Origin of the sequence: Chryseobacterium sp. HMWF035 (assembly GCF_003094695.1) — a bacterium.
Taxonomy (GTDB): Bacteria; Bacteroidota; Bacteroidia; order Flavobacteriales; family Weeksellaceae; genus Chryseobacterium; species Chryseobacterium gambrini.
In genome coordinates, this window is sequence record NZ_QEHP01000122.1 from 22,455 (window position 1) to 41,336 (window position 18,882).

12 protein-coding genes, 1 tRNA gene and 1 other RNA gene are annotated in these 18,882 nt (G+C 35.1%); 9 read left to right on the plus strand and 5 right to left on the minus strand.

Annotated elements, in window-relative coordinates; all coding sequences use genetic code 11:
* Positions 1–30 precede the first annotated feature (30 nt).
* From DD829_RS18290 to DD829_RS18310, 5 genes are all read left to right on the plus strand, one after another.
* The gene (locus DD829_RS18290) at positions 31–711 is read left to right on the plus strand and encodes a hypothetical protein (RefSeq protein WP_108408581.1); all 681 of its coding nucleotides are present in this window, start codon (positions 31–33) and stop codon (positions 709–711) included.
* Entirely contained in the window at positions 708–5,885 is a 5,178-nt protein-coding gene (locus tag DD829_RS18295; protein ID WP_108408580.1) for an Eco57I restriction-modification methylase domain-containing protein, read from the plus strand. Before DD829_RS18290 ends, DD829_RS18295 begins: the two co-directional genes overlap by 4 nt.
* A 219-nt stretch (positions 5,886–6,104) precedes the next feature.
* Positions 6,105–8,492, plus strand: coding sequence for a cysteine peptidase family C39 domain-containing protein (locus DD829_RS18300; protein ID WP_108408579.1), 2,388 nt, complete (start codon positions 6,105–6,107; stop codon positions 8,490–8,492).
* Between the two features lie 7 nt (positions 8,493–8,499).
* Positions 8,500–8,754 (plus strand): hypothetical protein, encoded by a 255-nt coding sequence (locus tag DD829_RS18305; RefSeq protein WP_108408578.1) that lies wholly within the window; start codon positions 8,500–8,502, stop codon positions 8,752–8,754.
* A 2-nt stretch (positions 8,755–8,756) separates the two neighbouring features.
* Entirely contained in the window at positions 8,757–9,005 is a 249-nt protein-coding gene (locus tag DD829_RS18310; protein WP_108408577.1) for a hypothetical protein, read from the plus strand.
* Between the two features lie 253 nt (positions 9,006–9,258).
* On the opposite strand, the gene DD829_RS18315 is transcribed toward DD829_RS18310, so the two are convergent.
* The 5 genes from DD829_RS18315 to DD829_RS18335 form a co-directional block, all read right to left on the minus strand.
* Positions 9,259–9,768 (minus strand): hypothetical protein, encoded by a 510-nt coding sequence (locus tag DD829_RS18315; RefSeq protein WP_116548015.1) that lies wholly within the window; start codon positions 9,766–9,768, stop codon positions 9,259–9,261.
* Between the two features lie 2 nt (positions 9,769–9,770).
* The gene (locus DD829_RS18320) at positions 9,771–10,442 is read right to left on the minus strand and encodes a DUF3800 domain-containing protein (RefSeq protein ID WP_116548016.1); all 672 of its coding nucleotides are present in this window, start codon (positions 10,440–10,442) and stop codon (positions 9,771–9,773) included.
* Between the two features lie 348 nt (positions 10,443–10,790).
* On the minus strand, positions 10,791–12,026 hold the full coding sequence (locus tag DD829_RS18325; RefSeq protein ID WP_108411451.1) for a site-specific integrase: 1,236 nt from the start codon (positions 12,024–12,026) through the stop codon (positions 10,791–10,793).
* A gap of 247 nt (positions 12,027–12,273) precedes the next feature.
* Positions 12,274–12,675, minus strand: a transfer-messenger RNA (tmRNA) gene (ssrA, locus tag DD829_RS18330).
* A gap of 371 nt (positions 12,676–13,046) precedes the next feature.
* Positions 13,047–16,874 (minus strand): T9SS type B sorting domain-containing protein, encoded by a 3,828-nt coding sequence (locus DD829_RS18335; protein WP_116548017.1) that lies wholly within the window; start codon positions 16,872–16,874, stop codon positions 13,047–13,049.
* A 351-nt stretch (positions 16,875–17,225) separates the two neighbouring features.
* On the opposite strand from DD829_RS18335, the gene rpsU reads away from it, so the two are divergent.
* The 4 genes from rpsU to DD829_RS18355 all read left to right on the plus strand — a co-directional run bounded on the left by rpsU (position 17,226) and on the right by DD829_RS18355 (position 18,861).
* Positions 17,226–17,423 (plus strand): 30S ribosomal protein S21, encoded by a 198-nt coding sequence (rpsU, locus tag DD829_RS18340; RefSeq protein WP_062697349.1) that lies wholly within the window; start codon positions 17,226–17,228, stop codon positions 17,421–17,423.
* A gap of 80 nt (positions 17,424–17,503) precedes the next feature.
* Positions 17,504–18,391 (plus strand): tyrosine-type recombinase/integrase, encoded by an 888-nt coding sequence (locus DD829_RS18345; protein WP_108410734.1) that lies wholly within the window; start codon positions 17,504–17,506, stop codon positions 18,389–18,391.
* Positions 18,388–18,678: an HPF/RaiA family ribosome-associated protein gene (locus DD829_RS18350; RefSeq protein WP_076390695.1), complete on the plus strand. Its 291-nt coding sequence runs from the start codon at positions 18,388–18,390 to the stop codon at positions 18,676–18,678. The genes DD829_RS18345 and DD829_RS18350 overlap by 4 nt, the downstream gene beginning before the upstream one ends.
* 109 nt (positions 18,679–18,787) lie before the next feature.
* Positions 18,788–18,861, plus strand: a tRNA-Thr gene (locus DD829_RS18355).
* Positions 18,862–18,882: the final 21 nt, after the last annotated feature.

An 18,882-nucleotide genomic window follows, 5' to 3' on the forward strand; every position in this document is an offset into this window, starting at 1 on the left:
TAGGCTACCGCTTTTTTAAACTCTATTTTTATGAAAAAACTTTTAATACTACCCAGTCTTTTTTTTCTTTTTGTAAGCAATTCCTGCCACAAAGAAATCAAATCCAAAAAAGGCGGAATCGATGTGGTTTCCAATGTATATTTCGATGCTTCCAAAAATCTGAACAACATCCAAAGTTTTCATTTGTCAAGCCTTAATTATTCAGGAGATTCCATTATAGAGCGTATTCCGGATGTTGATGCTCCCGAAATAACCCAACAAATTTATTTCATTAAAGATTCATTATGCTATACTATTGAAAATGAAAATCCGGGCAAAATCATTCTTTCCGATCTCATAAAAAACCAAAAGCCGATTTTAGTTGAAAACAAAAAAGGAGGAACACTATTTTCTCAGGAAAAAATCCCCAATTATCAAAATCGAAAAAATCTGAGTGATACCGTTTTGTTTAAGAAAAAATACAAACGATTTGAAATCAATTCACCCTGGATGTACACTCGATTTTATATTTACCCAACGGATACTATTTTTCCATATTCTATTTATAAGCACGCCGAAAATGACTATCACGGAAGACTCGAAAGAATTGATTCTTACAATAAAAAGACGGATATATTCGTAACGCTTCAATTAATATCAAGAAAAAACTGGGACAATGAAGCCAAAGAAATTTTTGAATTTAACCACTTCATAAAAAACAGAAAAAAGTGAACGATCAAGAATTTTTCAATGAGATAATTGATGACATTTCTGTAGTTGAAGGAAATAAAAAGGAACTTATTGTTTTCGCAGACAGTAAGGATACGTCTTCATTCTTGGAGCTTCTTCAATTGAATAAGCAAATCAATAATAGAACACTTATTACCCTTAATTCCGGTTCAAATGCCAAAAAGTTCCTCAATAGATACCAGAATTATGATGGCAAAATATTTCTTTGTCTTACCGGAGATAGAACGGGAAATATGGTAACGCTTAAAATTCTTACAGAATTTAATGGTAAAAACATCAAAGACGTTCGTCCTTTATATGAAATTTCTGAAAACAGGAATCAAAACCTAAGCGAATATTTAAAAAACAAACTAGGTCTTCAAAATAAAAATACTATTTTAGTCGAACCAAAAAATTCAGAAGATGCAAACCTTACTATTAAACGAAACGGAATTCCCAACACTCAGCACGTGGGATCCGAACTTTCTGAACGAAATTCTGGAAAGCCTCTCCAAAGCAGCCAATCCGAGCAAAACGGAAATCACCTGGGAGGACAAGCAGTGGGCGGCATCAATGCTGGAAATGGACTTGCAGGCACAAAGCGGAGCAATTTGGGAAACCGAGACCGAGGAGGAAGACCCAATGACGGCACACAACAGAATGATGATGAAAAAAATGAAGGAAGAGAACATTCCTTGGGCGGAATCGTATCCGGGAGAATTGTATCCGATAGAAGAGAATCTGGAGGACGAGTTTCCGAGGTAAATGAAAATTCTACTCAAAATGATGAGTTAGAAACGCTTATCGAAAAATATAAAGGTCAAAAACTGACCAATGAACAGGTTGCAGAAGTTATTTCTGTAACTTGTTTTGTATCTGGCGATAACAAAATTGTTCTAAAAGATAACCTTACCATCACTGATGATTTAAAAGAGATTTGCAACCAATTCCGAAGCGGCGGAACCGCAAAAGAAGGACGAGGAATTTTAGATGAATATTACACCGATTCAAAAATTGTTGATACAGTCTGCAATTTAATCAAAGACCATTTCAAAAATCAAAAAGAAATATCCGTTTTAGAACCCAGCGTCGGAACCGGAAATTTTCTGTACATCACTCACGAATTATCGGTAAATTCTAAAATTACAGGTTTTGAAATCAATGAAACCACTGCGAAAATTGCCAAAATTCTGCATCCCGAAGCAGATATTAATCTTCGCTCTTTTGAAACCGAATTTATTGATGAAAAAGGAAATAAAAAAGAATTTTCTCAACAATACGATTTGATCATCGGAAATCCGCCTTACGGCGAGCATCGGGGACTTTACAAAGGATTAGGAGAAGAACCAAAAATTTCAAAATATGAAGATTATTTCGTAAAGCGATCTTTAGATTCTTTAAAACCCAACGGAGTTTTGGCAATGGTACTTCCATCAGGTTGGTTGAACCGACAAAAGAATTTGCAAAATGCAAATCTTTTGGAAGCATTCCGTTTACCAAACGGTGCATTTGCCGGAACGCAAATCGGAACAGATATTATCATTCTAAGAAAAAAGGAGCAAAACATCTCTGTTGATATTTCCAGTTATTTTGAAACTCATCCTTCGAAAGTTCTTGGAGAAAACCGTGAAAAAATCAATCGTTTCGGACGTTTGGAAAATTATGTCCACGGAAATTTAGATGAAGCTCTCTTCAAGATTGAACAAATTAAAAATAAGAAAGAGACCGAGAGAATTGGAAATCTTTTTGAAGATCTGTTTTTAGAAAATACTGAGCCGAACCCTATTACAAAGGCTTCACCAGAAAAAGAAATTATTGCAGAGGAAAAAAACGAGCTGAATTTAACAGAAACTCAAGAAAAAATTGAATTGGTACTTTCTAAACTCAATAACATCAAGTTTAAATCTCCCACAATTACTAATGAAATTAGCAAGTATGAAAAACTTCGCGAAGATTTAATCACAAAGCCAGCATCATTTTCAGAGGAAAAATTAAAAGAACTTATTGAAAAAAGTGACCGTATTATTTCCATCCATAATACTAAGTTGGACAACGAATACAAAATCCAAACAAAACCGGAAATAAAGAAAAGTATTTTAAAATATCAATTCTTAAAACAAGATGTAATTGTAAACACATCTTTGCAAAACAGTTCGGAGATTACCAAAGAACAAATTGAAGCATTTAGGGATACTTCTTATGATGGAACTTTAAACAATCGTGGTAAACACTACCAGTTTGCCAATTATATCGATGGAAATTGGGTCCACGACTTTTACTACAAGGAAGGCAATATCTACGCAAAATTAGAGCAATTGGAGCGGGATTTTATTGATAAAAATGCAATTGGGGGAACGGTAGATCAGTATGAAAAGCAAAAAGCATTATTAGAAAATGTTTTGCCAAAAGCAAAATCTCTTGATGAAATATTCATTAGTCCTAACCACGAATTTGTACATAAATTTGGTTTGGGTACCGTTGAGAAACTTCGTTACAATTCAGCGACAAGAAGTTCTGAACCCGTGATAGAAAATTACAATCTTGCAGAAAAATTTAAAGATTTTGTGTCCGATTTGCCTAGCGAAGCCTTTGCAGGATCGTCGTCGTGGGAAGTCAAAACTTTTGTGGATAATGAAACAGTCACGGGAAGCGATAAAGAAAGAAATGCTTTAGTCCGTGAAAGACGAAAAGCTGCTGCCAATGATCTCTTTCACAAATTTGTTCGTGAAGAATTATCCGATGAATTAAGAAATCGATTTGTAAAAGATTTTAACCGTAATTATAATAATATCCACGTTCCCGACTATTCCAAATTTCCGTTGTTTTCCAGAATTTATCAAAATTTCAAAGGCAAACCCTTAAAGTTGTCCGAGGTTCAGAAGGCAGGAATTGGGAGACAGACCACAAAAGGAGTAGGGCTATTAGCGCACGAAGTGGGTTTTGGGAAAACTTTATCAGGAATCCTTTCTATGCACGAAGCAATGGAGAGGGGAAATGCAACAAGACCACTCATCGTAGTTCCCAACGACAGTATTTTGAAACAGTGGGTAGAAACAATATTTGAAACAATTCCCAATGCAAAAGTCAATGTTTTGGGGAATCTCGGCAAAGATTATGATCTCTCAAAATTTGATAACAAGGACGAAGAAATTACCATTGTTACCTACGAAGGTTTTAACAATATTGGGTTTGCGCCAGGAATAACCCAGGAACTTGCATCTAAGTTCAATTATATCTCTGAAAGTGAGTTGAAAAGTGTGACCAACACAGAGAGAGACCTCCAAATCGAACTTCAGAAAGAAAAAGAAATCGAAGGCAAAATGAAGCGTGGTAAAATCTATGATTGGGAAGATTTTGGCTTTGACCATTTGACTTACGACGAAGTTCATAACGCTAATCATATTGTTGGAAAAGTGAAAATAGAAGATCGGAGATTTGCTTCCGATTTTAGAGGCCAGAATCAGCAGACTTCCAAATTAGGAATCAATACCTGGATGGCTTGCCAATATATCCAAGATAAATGTGATGGGAGGAATGTGACTTTACTTTCAGCAACGCCTTTTACCAACAAACCTTTGGAGTATTATTCGATTTTATCTTTGATAGCAAATAAACGTTTGGAGGAATCAGGCTATTTCAATGTCAATACTTTCTTTGAAACCTTTATGGAGGCGGATAATGATATGGAGATTGATGCCAAAGGTGACGTGAAATTTAAAGCCAATGTACGAAGGTTCAAGAATAATTCTCTTTTTCAGCAGCTTCTCTCAGAATTTATTGACATAAAAGGAGAAGAGGATAATCCGGAGCTTATTCGTCCTAATAAAATTAATAAAGAATATAAAATTGAGCAGAATATTCTCACCAAAGCGCAATATGACCTACTCAATGAAAATTTTGATGAAGTTCAAAAAGGAGCCATTTTAACGCATATTCTTAATGCAAGATTAATTGCGATTTCTCCCTACCTGTCGCCATATTACACAGGACTGGAACCTTCTTATAAATTTTTTGTTGAAGATTCTCCGAAACTGAAACAGACAATGGATTTAATTCGTCAGAATAAAAAAGACATTCCGGATTCCGGACAGATTATTTATTCTGAGTTGGCTGTGAAGGAATTTCCCAAACTAAAAGAATACCTCATTAATGAAGTGGGCTATAAACCCGAAGAAGTAGGAATCATTACAGGAGCTACAAGCAAAAATCAAAGAATTTCCATTCAAAATGACTTTAATTCCGGAAAGATTAAGATCATCATTGGCAGCGAAGCCATTCAGGAAGGAATGAACCTTCAGGAAAATACAACCGATCTATATATACTCTCTTTACCCTATAATTTCACTTCTTTGCGACAGGTGGAAGGACGAATATGGAGACAGGGGAACAGGAATGAAAATGTCCGTGTCAATTTTATGCTGACCAATGACAGCATCGATGTTTTTATGCTTCAAAAATTGCAGGCTAAACAAGCAAGATATTTAGAAGCCATGAAAAAAGGAGCTGATGTTTTGGATATTTCTGACATCAGTACCCAAGAATTAAAAACAGCCATTATCACCAACCCGGAAACAAGGGCTAATATTGAAATTGAACTGATGAAAAAACGGATTGAAAGTGAGAAAAATAAACATCTTGCGGATAGTGCCTTTGTATTAAGGAAGTACGAGGATTTTATCAAAGTTCAGGAGGGCGTGACCAAAGCAGAGTATAGTTATAACAGGATTTTAGGGTATTCAAAAGAAGAAGGAGAGGACTCAGAATATTGGGAAAATCAGCTTCCATCTTATGAGAAAACGATTGATCTTGCAAAAGAGGAAGTTCAAAAAGCAATACAGAATTTAGCTGAAAAAGGGGTGAATGTTACAGAAATTGAACAGCAAACTAAAATCACTGAAGATAAAATTGCAGAACTGGATAAAAAGCTAGAAGAGCTTCCTGAAATAAAAGCAAATTTAATATCTCAATATGCAGAGGAAAAAGCAAAGCAGCTCAAAATGAATGAGCTTATAAATTATGTAAAAGAAAGGGCAGATGAAAATTGGACTTTATATAAGATTTCAGGGAAATTGGATTCTATAGATAATCTGGAGTTCAAAAATTCTGTTGATGTAATACCATTACCAGGAGAAAACATGAATTTGGAAAATGTATCGACTGTAGTAAGAAAAAGATAATGGAAAATATTTAGAGATTCCTTCTCTCATCTTTTCCGAGAAATTAAGTTTTTAGACGGATTGAGCTTAGCAGAAAGTAAGACATAGTTATTTTTATCTCAATTTTATTTTGGATGAATTTTTATAAAGAAAATATAACACGTCAAGTTCTGGCGTGGGTGAGGATTAGCTTTGCTTTAGAAACATTAAAACAAAATATTAATTGCTAAAACACAGCTTATGAAGAAACTATTTGATGATGAGTGGAGTGATGATCTCTCTGAGTTTAAGGTCATTTCCATAGAAGATTTAAACAAGGGATTTGTAGGAGATAAGAGTGCTTTGGGAGATACTATTATCAACAAAGATAATTCTCCTGATTACAGAAGCCCGTTCCATGATTACAGAAATACACCTTTAGGTTATTCTTATCTGACAGATAATCCTGTATCTGTATTTGCTTCAACAGGGGTAAATGAGAAAGGAGAAAAGGGATATGAATATTATTCAGAAGTATTACCTTGCGAAACGGGTTCACAGGTATATGGAAGCTATCAGACCAATGCAAGAAAGAAACAGGCTTTATTTCTGTTCTATGAGAAGCCTAATCCTAAGAAATCAAACTTCTCTGGTGACTTCTATATTGCCAAAATGGGAGATTATTTTGTGCAATTGTTCAAAAAATTTCCAGAGCCAATACCTTCCAATATAAATGGTCAGTTCTTCAGGAATATCACTTCTATGGAAGATGAAGCTGCTTATTTAGCCCAACTGGCTTATACTTTTGAGAAAGATAAGATTGATGCAACTCTTGTTCATCAGGCTTTAATGAGGGAGTATCAGTTTTATACAGGTGACAGAAGATTTGAAGAGATTATAGGAAATATCTCATCTATTCCTGCTGATGCCATTGGATGGTGTGCTGAAAAGTTAGAAGCTTTTAAGCCTACAGAGAAAAATTACAATCCTGAAGCTAAAGATTATTCTCCACTAATTCCTATTATAGGAGGTGTTGCGGTCCCTGTTAATATGAATAAAGCTGCACAGTTCTTTGAAAACTTAGGTGACAATCCTTTTGTTCAGGGAGCTGAAGTTGCTTTTTCAAAGGTGTGGTCAATGGTAAAACAGGCAGCTAGTAAGGTTAAAGATGCTTCTGTAGACCATCTTCCTGATGCATTTAAAAAGCTGATCAATAAAATTACCGGGGTTATTAATGATATTAAATCTTTTCTCACCAATGTAACAGATGATCTTAGTGAAATGGCTAAACAGGGGGTAGAGGTTCTTAAATTAGCTAATGCCTTCTATTGCGGTGTTAACAGTGGGCTTATCAGTCTTATCCAATGCTTACTTTACATTTTAGAATTCCTTTTACAGCCTACAACTACTTTTTCTTATCAGCAGTATCTTGAAAGAAGAGATTTAATGGAAAAAGCAGAGGATATAATAGACTGGGTAACAGAGAATGTCCCTAAGTTCCTGCAAGGAGTTAAAGACCTATTCAAAGCCAGTGGAAGTATTTCAAAGTCTGATATGGAAGGAATACTGGATAAGATGAAGGAGTATTTTAGTGATATTTCTCGCTATACTGTGGCTTTTTATGTCGGTGTTTTTGCCTTTGAGCTACTAATTAATATTCTGCTTTTAATCTTTACAGAAGGTGCAGGGAATGTTGTAAAAGGAGCTACTTATGTCCAGAAAGCTGCAAGTTTACTAAAGGTTCTGGCAAGGGAAACTGTTTCTGTAGCAACACTGGGAATTACAGATTTACTAGCTTTTCTTTCAAGATTTATTATTAGATTTGGGAAAGCTTGTGCTAAAGGATTTAAAGGCTTCATTAGGTTTGTTGAGGAATTACTACAAGGTGCAAAGAATGGTGCTAAGGCAGAGGATTTAGTAATGACAGCAGAGGAAATTGAAGAAATTGTATTAAAGGGGAAGAAAGCTCAAAGCATCTACTATATTCTTGCTAATGCCAGAATAGGTTTTAAGAAATTAGGTATTGAGATTCTGGCTAAAGCAGATGGTTATCTACTGAAATGGAAGGAAAAACCTATATTCAAAGGAGATTTTAAAGAGGTTAATGCTTTCTGGAATAAAATTCTGAAACCTAGAATAGGAACTGGAACAGGTGGAATTTTAAAGTATCTTGAAGTCCTTTCCAGAAACATGGTTGCTCAGGAGCATAATATGTCTTGTGCAGCAGCTTGTATAAGACAGTTGGCTAAAGATAATGGTATTGAAATGACTGAATCTGCAATACGAAAACTAGCAGGTACTACGGAAGAATTAGGAACAACTGATTTAGGAATGGTTTTGGCTTTAGAGGATGTTTTCAAAGGTAAGAATATTGAAGCTCTCTCTTATTTTAGAAATACAGATGAAGCAATGCCAGATATTTTAAAAGACATTTCCAAAGAAGGAAGCTGGCTAGCATCTATTCATCCATTAAATGGTCAAAAGCACGCTGTTATTGTAGATAAAATTATTGAGAATAAAGTTTACATTAGAGATCCATGGCCTATTGAAGGAATAGGTAAAGGAAATGGTGTAGAGGCTATTGTAAATCTAGATGATTTTGTCTATTCTTGGGTAAAAGCAGGGGCAAATAAATATAAAGTAAAATAAATTAATTATGGACTATAAAGAGATTTCAGAAAAACTAGAAGAATTAGGTTATGCTACTCAGTTTCATAATCTTATTAATTCATTAACAGTTGGCATTCCAGAAAATGGAAATTTCAAGCTAGATTCAATATTTAGAATAGAGAAAAATGGTGATAAAATGAATGTAAACTATTTCACTGGACAAGTTCCTGTTGAAAAAGAATTTAAAACCATTGAAGAAGTGCTCAAGTTTGTAAGACAGGTTTTTCCAATAGAAGACTAATTATGAGTATTAATCAATTACTCGAAGATTTAGAAGCTTTAGGTTATAATTCCAATGTAAGAATTATTGATAACAAAGAATGTCTTTACTCCTATATAGAAGGCAATTTAAATTCTGTTTTCTTTATTAAAGATGTTGATGAAAAATTAAAAATAGAATATTTCACTGGACAGATTCCTGTAGAAAAAGAGTTTACAACTATTGAAGATCTCTTAAAATTTGTAAGACAAGTTTTCCCAATTGAAGAATAACTAACTTAATTTTTCAATATATCTTTTAATACGACGAGTTTTGTCGCTTCAAACGAATACATTTGCTATAGAAAAAATCAATAACAACATTCAGTACTGTATTTGTGAGGAATTTCTCAAAATGATTTTTCAAATTAGTATTTCATATTGCAACGAATTCATTTATTTGATTATCTTTGCAGTATAAGTTCATCTTTCATTCGAAAGAAGGAAATCGAAAAACGCAAAGCCAAGATGCTATGCGTTTTTTGCTTTATACTATTTGATCTAATCTTCTTTTATTATACTTTGACAGAATTTTATTCCTTTCAGCATCCTTCCCTGATAGTTTATAAGCCGTTAGTAAATAATATTCAATACCATTTCTTAAAGGCTCTAATATGACAACATATTTTTCCTCTACATCATAAATATAGGTTCTAACACCCTCTGGTTCTTGGACAGAAAAGGTAAGAACATTATTTTGTTTTTTTAATAGAAGGTGGAATTTAATCCAATGTAATCTTACAGCTCTGTGATTATCAAAAACTCTATTTCGCAATTTTTTATCTTCCATTACCGTAGTTAAATGAGAGAAAAGAGTTTCCATTGTAATTACTCCATTCACAGGTGTAGGAGTAACTTTTTTATTATTAAAAATTATAGGATCACAATCAACAAAATCTCTATCAAAAATTCTTTTTAATGATTCAGTTCTTTGTCGCACATTGAATGCACCTAACTCTAACAGATTATTATATTCTTTTAGTAGATTTATAGGCATAACTATTTTTTTAAGTCTATAAAAAATAAATTAAACTTATCTGAATAATTTGTCTTTATTAAGTTATCTCCCGAATGACTTATTATCTTTTCAATAATCTTTATTTTCGAGATATTCTTTTTTTCGTTATCATTATTATGATAAGAAATTGCTCCCATAATAAAATCGGTCATCTGCATTAGTAAACTTTCATGCGAACGAATATTTTGTACATTCCTAAAAACTCCATATTTAGTATTTAAAATTTTTTTTAGCTTATTAACTTTAAAAGCACTTAATGTATCTTTAATATCTAAATAAACATTGTAGGAATACAAGCTATTAATATTATGATTTAGTAAATAATAATACATTTTATAATAAAAATCGTCATATGACTGATGAAATACATCATTATTTATTTGGGATTTTTCAACTCCTACACACCTAAACCTTAAGTCTGTGTTAAAAAAATAATCTACAAGATCCATATAAAAATGGAATTGTGACTTTGAGACATTCGACCATTTTATCTCTCCATAAAAATAATGCCTTGCTTTTATTTCTTTAATGTTCTCATTATGGAACTTTATTTGGTTATAAGCAGTACTTATGGAACCTAAAAACATATATCTTTTGTGATCATTTTCTAGATGGCAGCTTTCGTCACAGTATAAATTAAATGTTTTACTCATAGTTGAAGAATAATTCAGACAAATTTAATTTATATAGAATTAATTTCAAAAGTTTTTTATTTCTATAAATGATGCTAAAAACAATAGAGAATGTCTCCTAACCGACTGCTGGATTCGCAGTAAGTATTGTTTTTAGCATAAGTCATAGATTTTAGCATTTTCTATTGTAATTGACAGCCATCTATCAAAAGCCTGTGGAGTTGTCCTGAAACCATTTATGTTTATTTTGAAAAAGGATCAGATTATAATATCCAATCCCTAATTTTTTAACATACACTCTTCGTGCAGTAGTTGCCTTCCTATTTAAAAGCAATTTTTATAACAACTGGAGGAAGAGGGGGAGATGGTTTACATCTCTAACACACTTCTTTTTTTACCTTTTATTAATATTTTTTTTAATACAGACATATCCTCTCCAATTTTTTTGTCTTGTATTTTAGCATAATGCTGTGTCATTCTAATGTTAGCATGTCCAAGCATTTTACTTACGGTCTCTAAAGGTACACCATTATTGAGAGTAACCGTAGTTGCAAATGTATGTCTTGCCGTGTGAAAAGTAATATCAAAATCAATTTCACATAAGTCTCCAATCTCTTTTAAATATCCATTCATCTTTTGATTGCTTAGTACCGGTAAAACAGTATTTTCATTTACACTTTTTGGATGATTTTCATATCTGCTTAAAATTTTCTGTGCTTCTGGTAACAGGGGTATACTGGCTTCGATCTTTGTTTTGACCCTTTTAGTTTTTATCCATAATCCTCCATCAATTCCCTTTGTTATTTTATCTCTCGTAAGATTCTTGACATCAATGTAGGCTAGACCTGTATAACAGCAGAATACGAAAATATCGCGGACAATTCTTAATCTGTCAGAATTGAAATTCTTCTCACGGATTTTCTGTAGCTGCACATCAGTTAAAAATCTGACATCTATGCTTTCTATTTTAGATTTATAACCTATAAAGGGATTTTTGCTCATCCATTCATTGTTGAGACAGATATTGATTATTTTTTGAAAATTTCTAATATACTTTACAGCAGAATTATTGGAACAGTTTCTAACAGTACGCAGGTAAAATTCATAATCTGCAACAAATCCGGGATTAATATGACGGACATCGATATCACTGATAATATATTTCCATTTCAAAAATGCTTGGGTATGTCGTAATGATGTTTCATACCTTTTCCATGTTCCCTTAGAAAATTCTCTACCTATAAGTTCCTTTATCTTTGAGTTATGATCTTTAAAAGCTTCAATAAGAGTAACTTTTCTTTCTTCAATTCCAAGATATTTATTCCGTAGATTTTCGCAGGTGATTTCTTTACCTTCATTAAACAAATTATTGTAGCATTCAAATAATTTTGTTCTGAAGCGTTCCAATAATGAGTTTAATTGTTTAGCATTGGGACTATTACCAGAAACCTTTCCTGATTTTATACTCCATTGTGAGGTTTTTACCGTTTGTCCTGTTGATATCTCCGTTCGACTTCCGGCAACAGTGATTCTCATGTAAATTGTAGATAATTCAGGGTTGTTCTTTGCCTTTTTGGCATAAAACAGTAAGCTGTAGGTTTGCATAATATTTTAATTTTAAAGGTTAATAATATTGCTGAACCTTAAAACCTACAAGATGTTCAATCAATGAACAGGCTGATAAATAAGCTGTTTAATGAGAATTCGGTGAGTCAAAATGCTACCTAAAGACGACTCACCGAATGACTCACGTTCGATTTGTATTTCTTTGGTATATTTTGATAACTCAAAAAACAAAAAAGCCCTTAAACACTACGATTTAAAGGCTTTTGGATTTCTTTGGTTTCCCACCTGGTGGAGTTGGAGGGATTCGAACCCTCGTCCAAACAAGCAATACATAAGCTTTCTACATGCTTGTTCTGCTATTGGTTTTCGACGGGAAGCAGAGAGCAGACACCCAACTTCCAGCTTATCTTCTGAGGTTTTCGAGCTTTAGCCGAAGCGTCTAAAGCCTTATTTCCGCATTCCTATATCCCAGAATCAAACGCCGCAGAACAGAGCATTTGTGGAATATCTTGCTCCCTTACTAAAATCTTCGGGGAAACGCTTGATCTACTATACTTCGATATTAAGCTGCAAGAGCGAACTCTTCGTTGCCAGTTAAAATTTTGTAGCAAGGGATTATAGAGATCGCGCTACGGTTCTCTGCATGCTTACTTACCCATTGACCTTGCTGTCGAAACCAGTCAACCCCATGAATAAAGTGAATGCAAAGATAACACTTTTATTCAAATTCAGTTCATATTCTTTCAGTCATTTTAATAATGGGTTTTATGTATTTTATTTGAAGCTTTATCCTGCTTTCCGTTGCAATTCCTCATTGCGCGGCTCCGCTTCGCTCCGCCGCTCCATTCCGGGATTTTCTCTACAATCAGGGCTAAGGTGGAAGCCGGCAGTATAAATGATAGACGAAAAAAAACTTTTAAGCAAAGAACAAAAGCCTGGACAGCAAAAAAATAACCCTCGAAAAACAAAAAGTGCCGGAAAAAACCCGACACTTCTATAATTCATTTCCTCAATCTCAATCTCAATCTCAGCCTCAATTTAGATCTTAAATTAACCTCATCAATCCCTGTTCTTCAGTAAAATCCATCCCGAAAGCTGAACAGGCTTTTTAATGATTTTATCTTCCCACTGTAATTTATACCAGTACGTTCCCGTAGGAAGAGGTCTTCCGATGTATTTTCCGTCCCAGATCGGCGTTTTGGTGGTCGGTCGGAAAACTTCTTTTCCGTATCGGTCGAAAATGCCCCCTTCAAAATTTCCGTATTTGCTGATCTCGCTGAAATCAATCACATCATTGCTTCCGTCACTGTTCGGAGTAATTACGTTTGCCATAAAGAACGTATAATATTCTGCCGTGGTATCGCAGGTTGCTCCTCTGTTTCTTACCCTTATCGAATATTTTGTGTTTTTTAGTACCTGGAAAGTGTTGGAAGCCTGCCACGTTACGCCTCCGTCTATGGAGTACTCTATAGGTACATTTCCGTTATTTTGTACAATAATCGTTAAGAATGGATCTTTGTAAGTGATTTCTTTAATTTGAGGAGTTACAATATATCCTACCGTTGCAGTAAAGGTTTTAGAACAGACTCCGTTACTGATGGTTACCGAATAGGTTCCCGATGTGTCTACATTGATGGTTTGAGAAGTTGCTCCGGTATTCCAAGAATAAGAGTAATTCGGACCGCTTCCTGCATCCAGAATACCTTTGTCACCCTTACAGATCTCAATATTTTTTAGTGTAGAAACAATTTCCGGAACAACCGTGATGGTAATTGTAGCAGGAGTCGTCGCAGAACATCCGTTTGTTCCGATTCCTGTTACCGTGTACGTTGTGGTGGTTGTCGGGGAAACAATCTGTGTGTTGCCGTTTCCTGTTAATCCCGTCCATGTGTATGTTGCAGCGCCCATTGCTGTAAGAGCAATAGATTCACCTTTACAGATTGATATTTTTGGTGCCGAAACACTGATGATCGGCGGTGTGATATTTTTAATAACCGTTACAGAACCTTGTTTTACACATCCGTTGGAAGTCGGGCTTGCAATCGTTAAAGTATAAGTTCCTGAATTATTAACAACCGGTGTTAATGTATTGGCTCCGGAAACAATATTTCCCCCACCTGTAGCGGTCCATAAGAAAGTAGATCCGGGTTGATAAACAGAAGTCGTTGCGTTTAAAGTAACCTGAGCATTTGTACAGTTAATTTCTGCCGGAGGATTAATATTAATGACGATGGCCGGATCCATTGTCACGGTTGCAGATCTTGTATATTGACAGCCGTCCGGCGTAGTTACCGTTACTGTATAAATTCCGGAAGCATTTACTGTGGTTGTGGCAGTTGTGGCTCCGTTTGACCATGAAAAAGTATTTCCCGTTCCGTTTGCACTAGCTGTTAAAACGGTTGAAGCGCCTTCGCAGAAATTTAAATTTCCGGAAATCTGAACATTCGGATCTGTTCCCTGAGTGATTATAACGGAAACAGGATCGCTTGTACAGGTTCCGTTATTATAGGTTAAAGTATAAGTTCCCGGAGCAGATACGCTGATCGACTGTGTCGTTGCACCATTTGACCATGTGTTTCCTGTTGCTGAACCCGAAGTAAGGGTAACAGGATTGTTGTTGCAGATTACATTCGATGAAGCAGTAATTGTCGGAATTGGTTTTACATTAACAATTAATTGTAATTCTGCTATTTTCGAACACGAGCCTGATTTTACCAAAACATAAATCGTAGCATTTCCTGAAATATAAGCCGAAGGATTTGCAATCGTATTGCTGTTTCCGGCCAATGCATCTGCCTGATTCAGATAATAGCTGAATGTTACTCCTGTCGTTGTACTGATATTAGGTTGCGCTGATGTTAAATTAAATGTTCCGGTATTGTTATTTGAACAGACACTTAAAGATGAATTTTGTACAACAGGCACTGCTCCCTGAACTACTGTCACAGATTTTGTGTACTGGCAGTTGGCAGGAGTATTTACAGTCACCGTATAAGTTCCCGGCGTTGAAACTGAAATTGAATTTCCTATGGCACCTGTAGACCATGAATATGTATTTCCTGTTCCGTTAGACGTTGCTGTTAAGGTTGTCGGAGACCCGCAGACGATTAAATTTCCCGTAATCTGAGGATTCGGATCGCTTTCTGCGGTTAATATTACTGAAACCGGCGCACTTGTACATATTCCGTTGGTGTTGGTTAAAGAATAAGTTCCTCCGGATGTAACCGTGATGGATTGTGTTGTTGCTCCGGTAGACCATGTATTTCCGGTTGGAACACTTGAAGTAAGCGTTACATTTCCGCCAAAACAGATCGTCAAAGATGAACTTGTAATCGTTGGAGAGGCAAGCTGGGTTACATTGAGCTGAAGCGAAACTACCTTTGAGCATGTTGCCGTTTTTACTCTTACGTAAATGGTTGTGTTTCCCGATGTATAAGCGGTCGGCGTTGCAATAGTATTTGTATTCCCGGCAATGGCATCTGCCTGATTCACGTAATAATCAAAAGTAACTCCTGAAGTCGTGCTTATGTTGGGTTGTACTGTTGTTAAATTAAAAATTGCTGTACTTGTACTGGAACAATTGTTTAAAGTCGCATTTTGAGCAACAGGAACCGCACCCTGTACAACCGTTACGGATTTTGTGTATTGACAGTTCGCCGGAGTTTTTACGGTTACTATATACGTTCCGGGAGCAGTTACGGTAATTGAAGGAGTTGTAGCTCCGGTAGACCATGAATAGGTGTTTCCTGTTCCTGTCGAAGTTGCAGTAAGGATCGTGGAAGTATTTTCACACAATGTCAGATTTCCGCTGATCTGCGCATTTGGATCTGTGTCTTGGGTGATGGTAACGGAAGCTTGTGGACTTGTACAGATTCCGTTGCTGCTCGTTAAAGTATAAGTTCCGGGAGTCGTTACAGTGATAGACTGGGTTGTCGCTCCTGTAGACCATGTGTTGCCTGTTGCATTGTTTGATGTTAAAGTAACGTTTCCGTTAGGACATAACTTTGTGGAGGATGCAGTTATAGATGCCGTTACACTTTTATCTTTAAAAACAATAGCATTCGTTTGTTTACAGGAATTAATAGAATTATTCGGATTATTCGGATCCTGATAACTTATATTATAATAATAGGTATTGCCTGTATTGACAGTAATAGGTGCTGTAATCGGGTTCGTTCCAGTAGCTGCGTTGTTTGCGGTACTGTAATAGGAAACATAAAAATTAGGATTTCCATTCAATATTCCCGTAGATAATGAGCTGAAGTTGAAAGTTGCAGAACTTCCGCAAATATTTATTTCTCTCGGAGAACTTGCCGTTGGTCCCGGATTTCCCGGCGGCACAAAAGGATTGGGAGCAATTGTGGAATTGGTGAAAGGAGATACAAAAGTTGCCGTTCCTCCCCATGTTAAATTAAAGGTGTAAACTGTTGTAGACCAGTTGTCGATGTATAAATAGTATGTCTGACCCGCCACGACATCCATATATTTACAGTAAGGATCTGTATTTCCTGCGCCGGATGAGGTATTGGTATTCGTCATGTTCATCCCTGTATTGGTATAATATCCGGAAGCGTTACATCTTACCGGAGTTCCTCTGTTGGAGCAGGTTACATTCGGTCCGTAAATCGCCCAGTCATAATCTACCGGTCCGGTAGGAGCGAGGTCAAAAGTAAGTGTTCCGCTGGTGGCAATCGTAAATTTATACCAAACCGAGTGGTTCTCGTAAGAAAGGCATCCTCCCAGAGTTTCATTGGTGTTGCCGATTCCTACAGGAGTATAATTAATGCCCGAATTTCCGCAGACGGTAATGGCGGAAACGCAATCTTCCTGTGAAAACACAAAAACAGAAAAGAGCATTACGATAGAAAAGAGTAATTTTTTAAGCATGTTGAAGGGAATATGGTTTTACTCGAAATAAATCAAAACTTAGATTCTGTAGGCTGTGAAAGCAGAAAAATCCTTATAAAAAAGGAGTAATGGGATAGGATCATAGCTGTTTGGTTTTAAGCAGTTTAATATAATTTGCAAATCTAAATAAATAAAGAATGCAAAACCATATAATTTGTTGAATAATTTTTTATAAATACACTTAAATTATTACGAATAAAATGTTAAATGCTTTTCTTAATAAATTATTTTTAAAATTTAAGTTACATGATTTTAAAGATTTTTATTGAATAAAGTTTTGCGGTTTCATAAATAATGTTTACTTTTGCAATCCAAAATGAGATGTAATATATGTTAATAATTCCAGTAAAAGACGGAGAGTCTATCGACAGAGCATTAAAAAAATATAAAAGAAAATTTGATAAAACGGGTACAGTTCGTCAGTTAAGAGCTAGACAACAGTTTATCAAGCCTTCTGTAACTTTAAGACAAGCTAGATTAAAGGCTGCTCACAAGCAAAGAAATCTTAGCAAAGAAGAACAGGCTTAAGAATTTTCTTACACACATACTAAATTCACTCTTTAAATGTTTATATTTGAAGAGTGAATTTTTGTTTTATATACTAAATGATGCTGGACAAATTCCTGGAATATTTACAGTTCGAGAAGAGATATTCTCCTCACACCATTACAAGCTACAGAAAAGACCTTGAAGATTTTTCCCATTTCTGCCTGAAGACAGAAGCTTCGGAAGATATTTCCAAAGCGGACAAAAAAATTATCAGAAATTTTATCGTAGAGCTGAGCGAAAATGATATTTCCAAGCGGAGTATCAACCGGAAACTGTCTTCGCTTCGCAGCTTTTACCTTTTTCTTTTAAAAATCGGTGAAATAAAAATTTCTCCCACAGAAAGTATTTCTTCATTAAAATTTTATCCCGAAAAGCAGATTCCGATATCAAAAGAGGAAATGCAAACACTTAATGATCAGGTTTTTGAAGAAATTAACTATATTCTTGATAAATGTATCGTTGAGGTGCTTTATCAGACGGGAATCAGGAAAGCAGAGCTTTGTGGTATGACTTTTGAAAATGTAAACCTTAGCGGAAACGAACTGAAAATAATAGGAAAGGGAAACAAAGAAAGATACATCCCCATCTCCGGAGAACTTTCGGATCTGCTTAAAAGTTATTTGAAAATAAGGAAACCACTGTCTGAATACGATTTGTATTTTTTTGTCAATAAGAAAGGCAAAAAACTCACTGAAAAATTTGTTTATGTGGTCGTTAATAAGTACCTTAGTCTTATAACAACAAAAGAAAAAAGAAGTCCTCACATCCTTCGCCATAGCTTTGCTACGCACGTTTTGGATAATGGGGCAGAGATCTCTAAAGTAAAAAAAATATTAGGACATTCCAGCCTTGCAAGTACTCAAGTCTATACGAATGCCAATATTGAACAATTGAAAAAAGTGTTTAATCGGGCTCATCCAAGAGCCTCAAAAAATGACGAATTATGAAGATCACAGTACAATCAATTGGTTTAACTCCACACGAACCACTAGAATCACACATTGAAAAAAAAGTAAGCAAACTGGATACTTTTTATGACAAAATTCAGGAGTGTAAAATATTTTTAAAAGTAGAAAACAACTCGGATAAAGCAAACAAAACTGCCGAGATTATTCTGGCGGTTCCGGGAGACGATATTGTAGTAAAGAAGACCTCTGCAAGTTTTGAGGAAAGTTTAGACCTATGCGTTGATACTGCTAAAAAGCTATTAATCAAGAAAAAAGAAATGGCTTAGAAAAAAAAGTTAAAAAAAGTTATTAAAAAATTTGAGAATTCAAAAAATCCGTTCTATATTTGCACTCGCAAAAAGGGAACAGCGATCTTTTGAATTCTTTTTTAATAATGCTTCCATAGCTCAGTTGGCCAGAGCACGTGATTTGTAATCTCGGGGTCGTGGGTTCGAATCCCTCTGGAAGCTCAATTTAATATAAAATATCTG

Excerpts from the sequence above, each read along its gene's own strand:
- DD829_RS18325 (WP_108411451.1), bottom strand. The coding sequence starts at position 12,026 with ATGCAAACCTACAGCTTACTGTTTTATGCCAAAAAGGCAAAGAACAAC.
- DD829_RS18335 (WP_116548017.1), bottom strand. The coding sequence starts at position 16,874 with ATGCTTAAAAAATTACTCTTTTCTATCGTAATGCTCTTTTCTGTTTTT.
- DD829_RS18305 (WP_108408578.1), top strand. The coding sequence starts at position 8,500 with ATGGACTATAAAGAGATTTCAGAAAAACTAGAAGAATTAGGTTATGCT.
- DD829_RS18320 (WP_116548016.1), bottom strand. The coding sequence starts at position 10,442 with ATGAGTAAAACATTTAATTTATACTGTGACGAAAGCTGCCATCTAGAA.
- rpsU (WP_062697349.1), top strand. The coding sequence starts at position 17,226 with ATGTTAATAATTCCAGTAAAAGACGGAGAGTCTATCGACAGAGCATTA.
- DD829_RS18345 (WP_108410734.1), top strand. The coding sequence starts at position 17,504 with ATGCTGGACAAATTCCTGGAATATTTACAGTTCGAGAAGAGATATTCT.
- DD829_RS18315 (WP_116548015.1), bottom strand. The coding sequence starts at position 9,768 with ATGCCTATAAATCTACTAAAAGAATATAATAATCTGTTAGAGTTAGGT.
- DD829_RS18290 (WP_108408581.1), top strand. The coding sequence starts at position 31 with ATGAAAAAACTTTTAATACTACCCAGTCTTTTTTTTCTTTTTGTAAGC.
- DD829_RS18350 (WP_076390695.1), top strand. The coding sequence starts at position 18,388 with ATGAAGATCACAGTACAATCAATTGGTTTAACTCCACACGAACCACTA.
- DD829_RS18310 (WP_108408577.1), top strand. The coding sequence starts at position 8,757 with ATGAGTATTAATCAATTACTCGAAGATTTAGAAGCTTTAGGTTATAAT.
- DD829_RS18300 (WP_108408579.1), top strand. The coding sequence starts at position 6,105 with ATGAAGAAACTATTTGATGATGAGTGGAGTGATGATCTCTCTGAGTTT.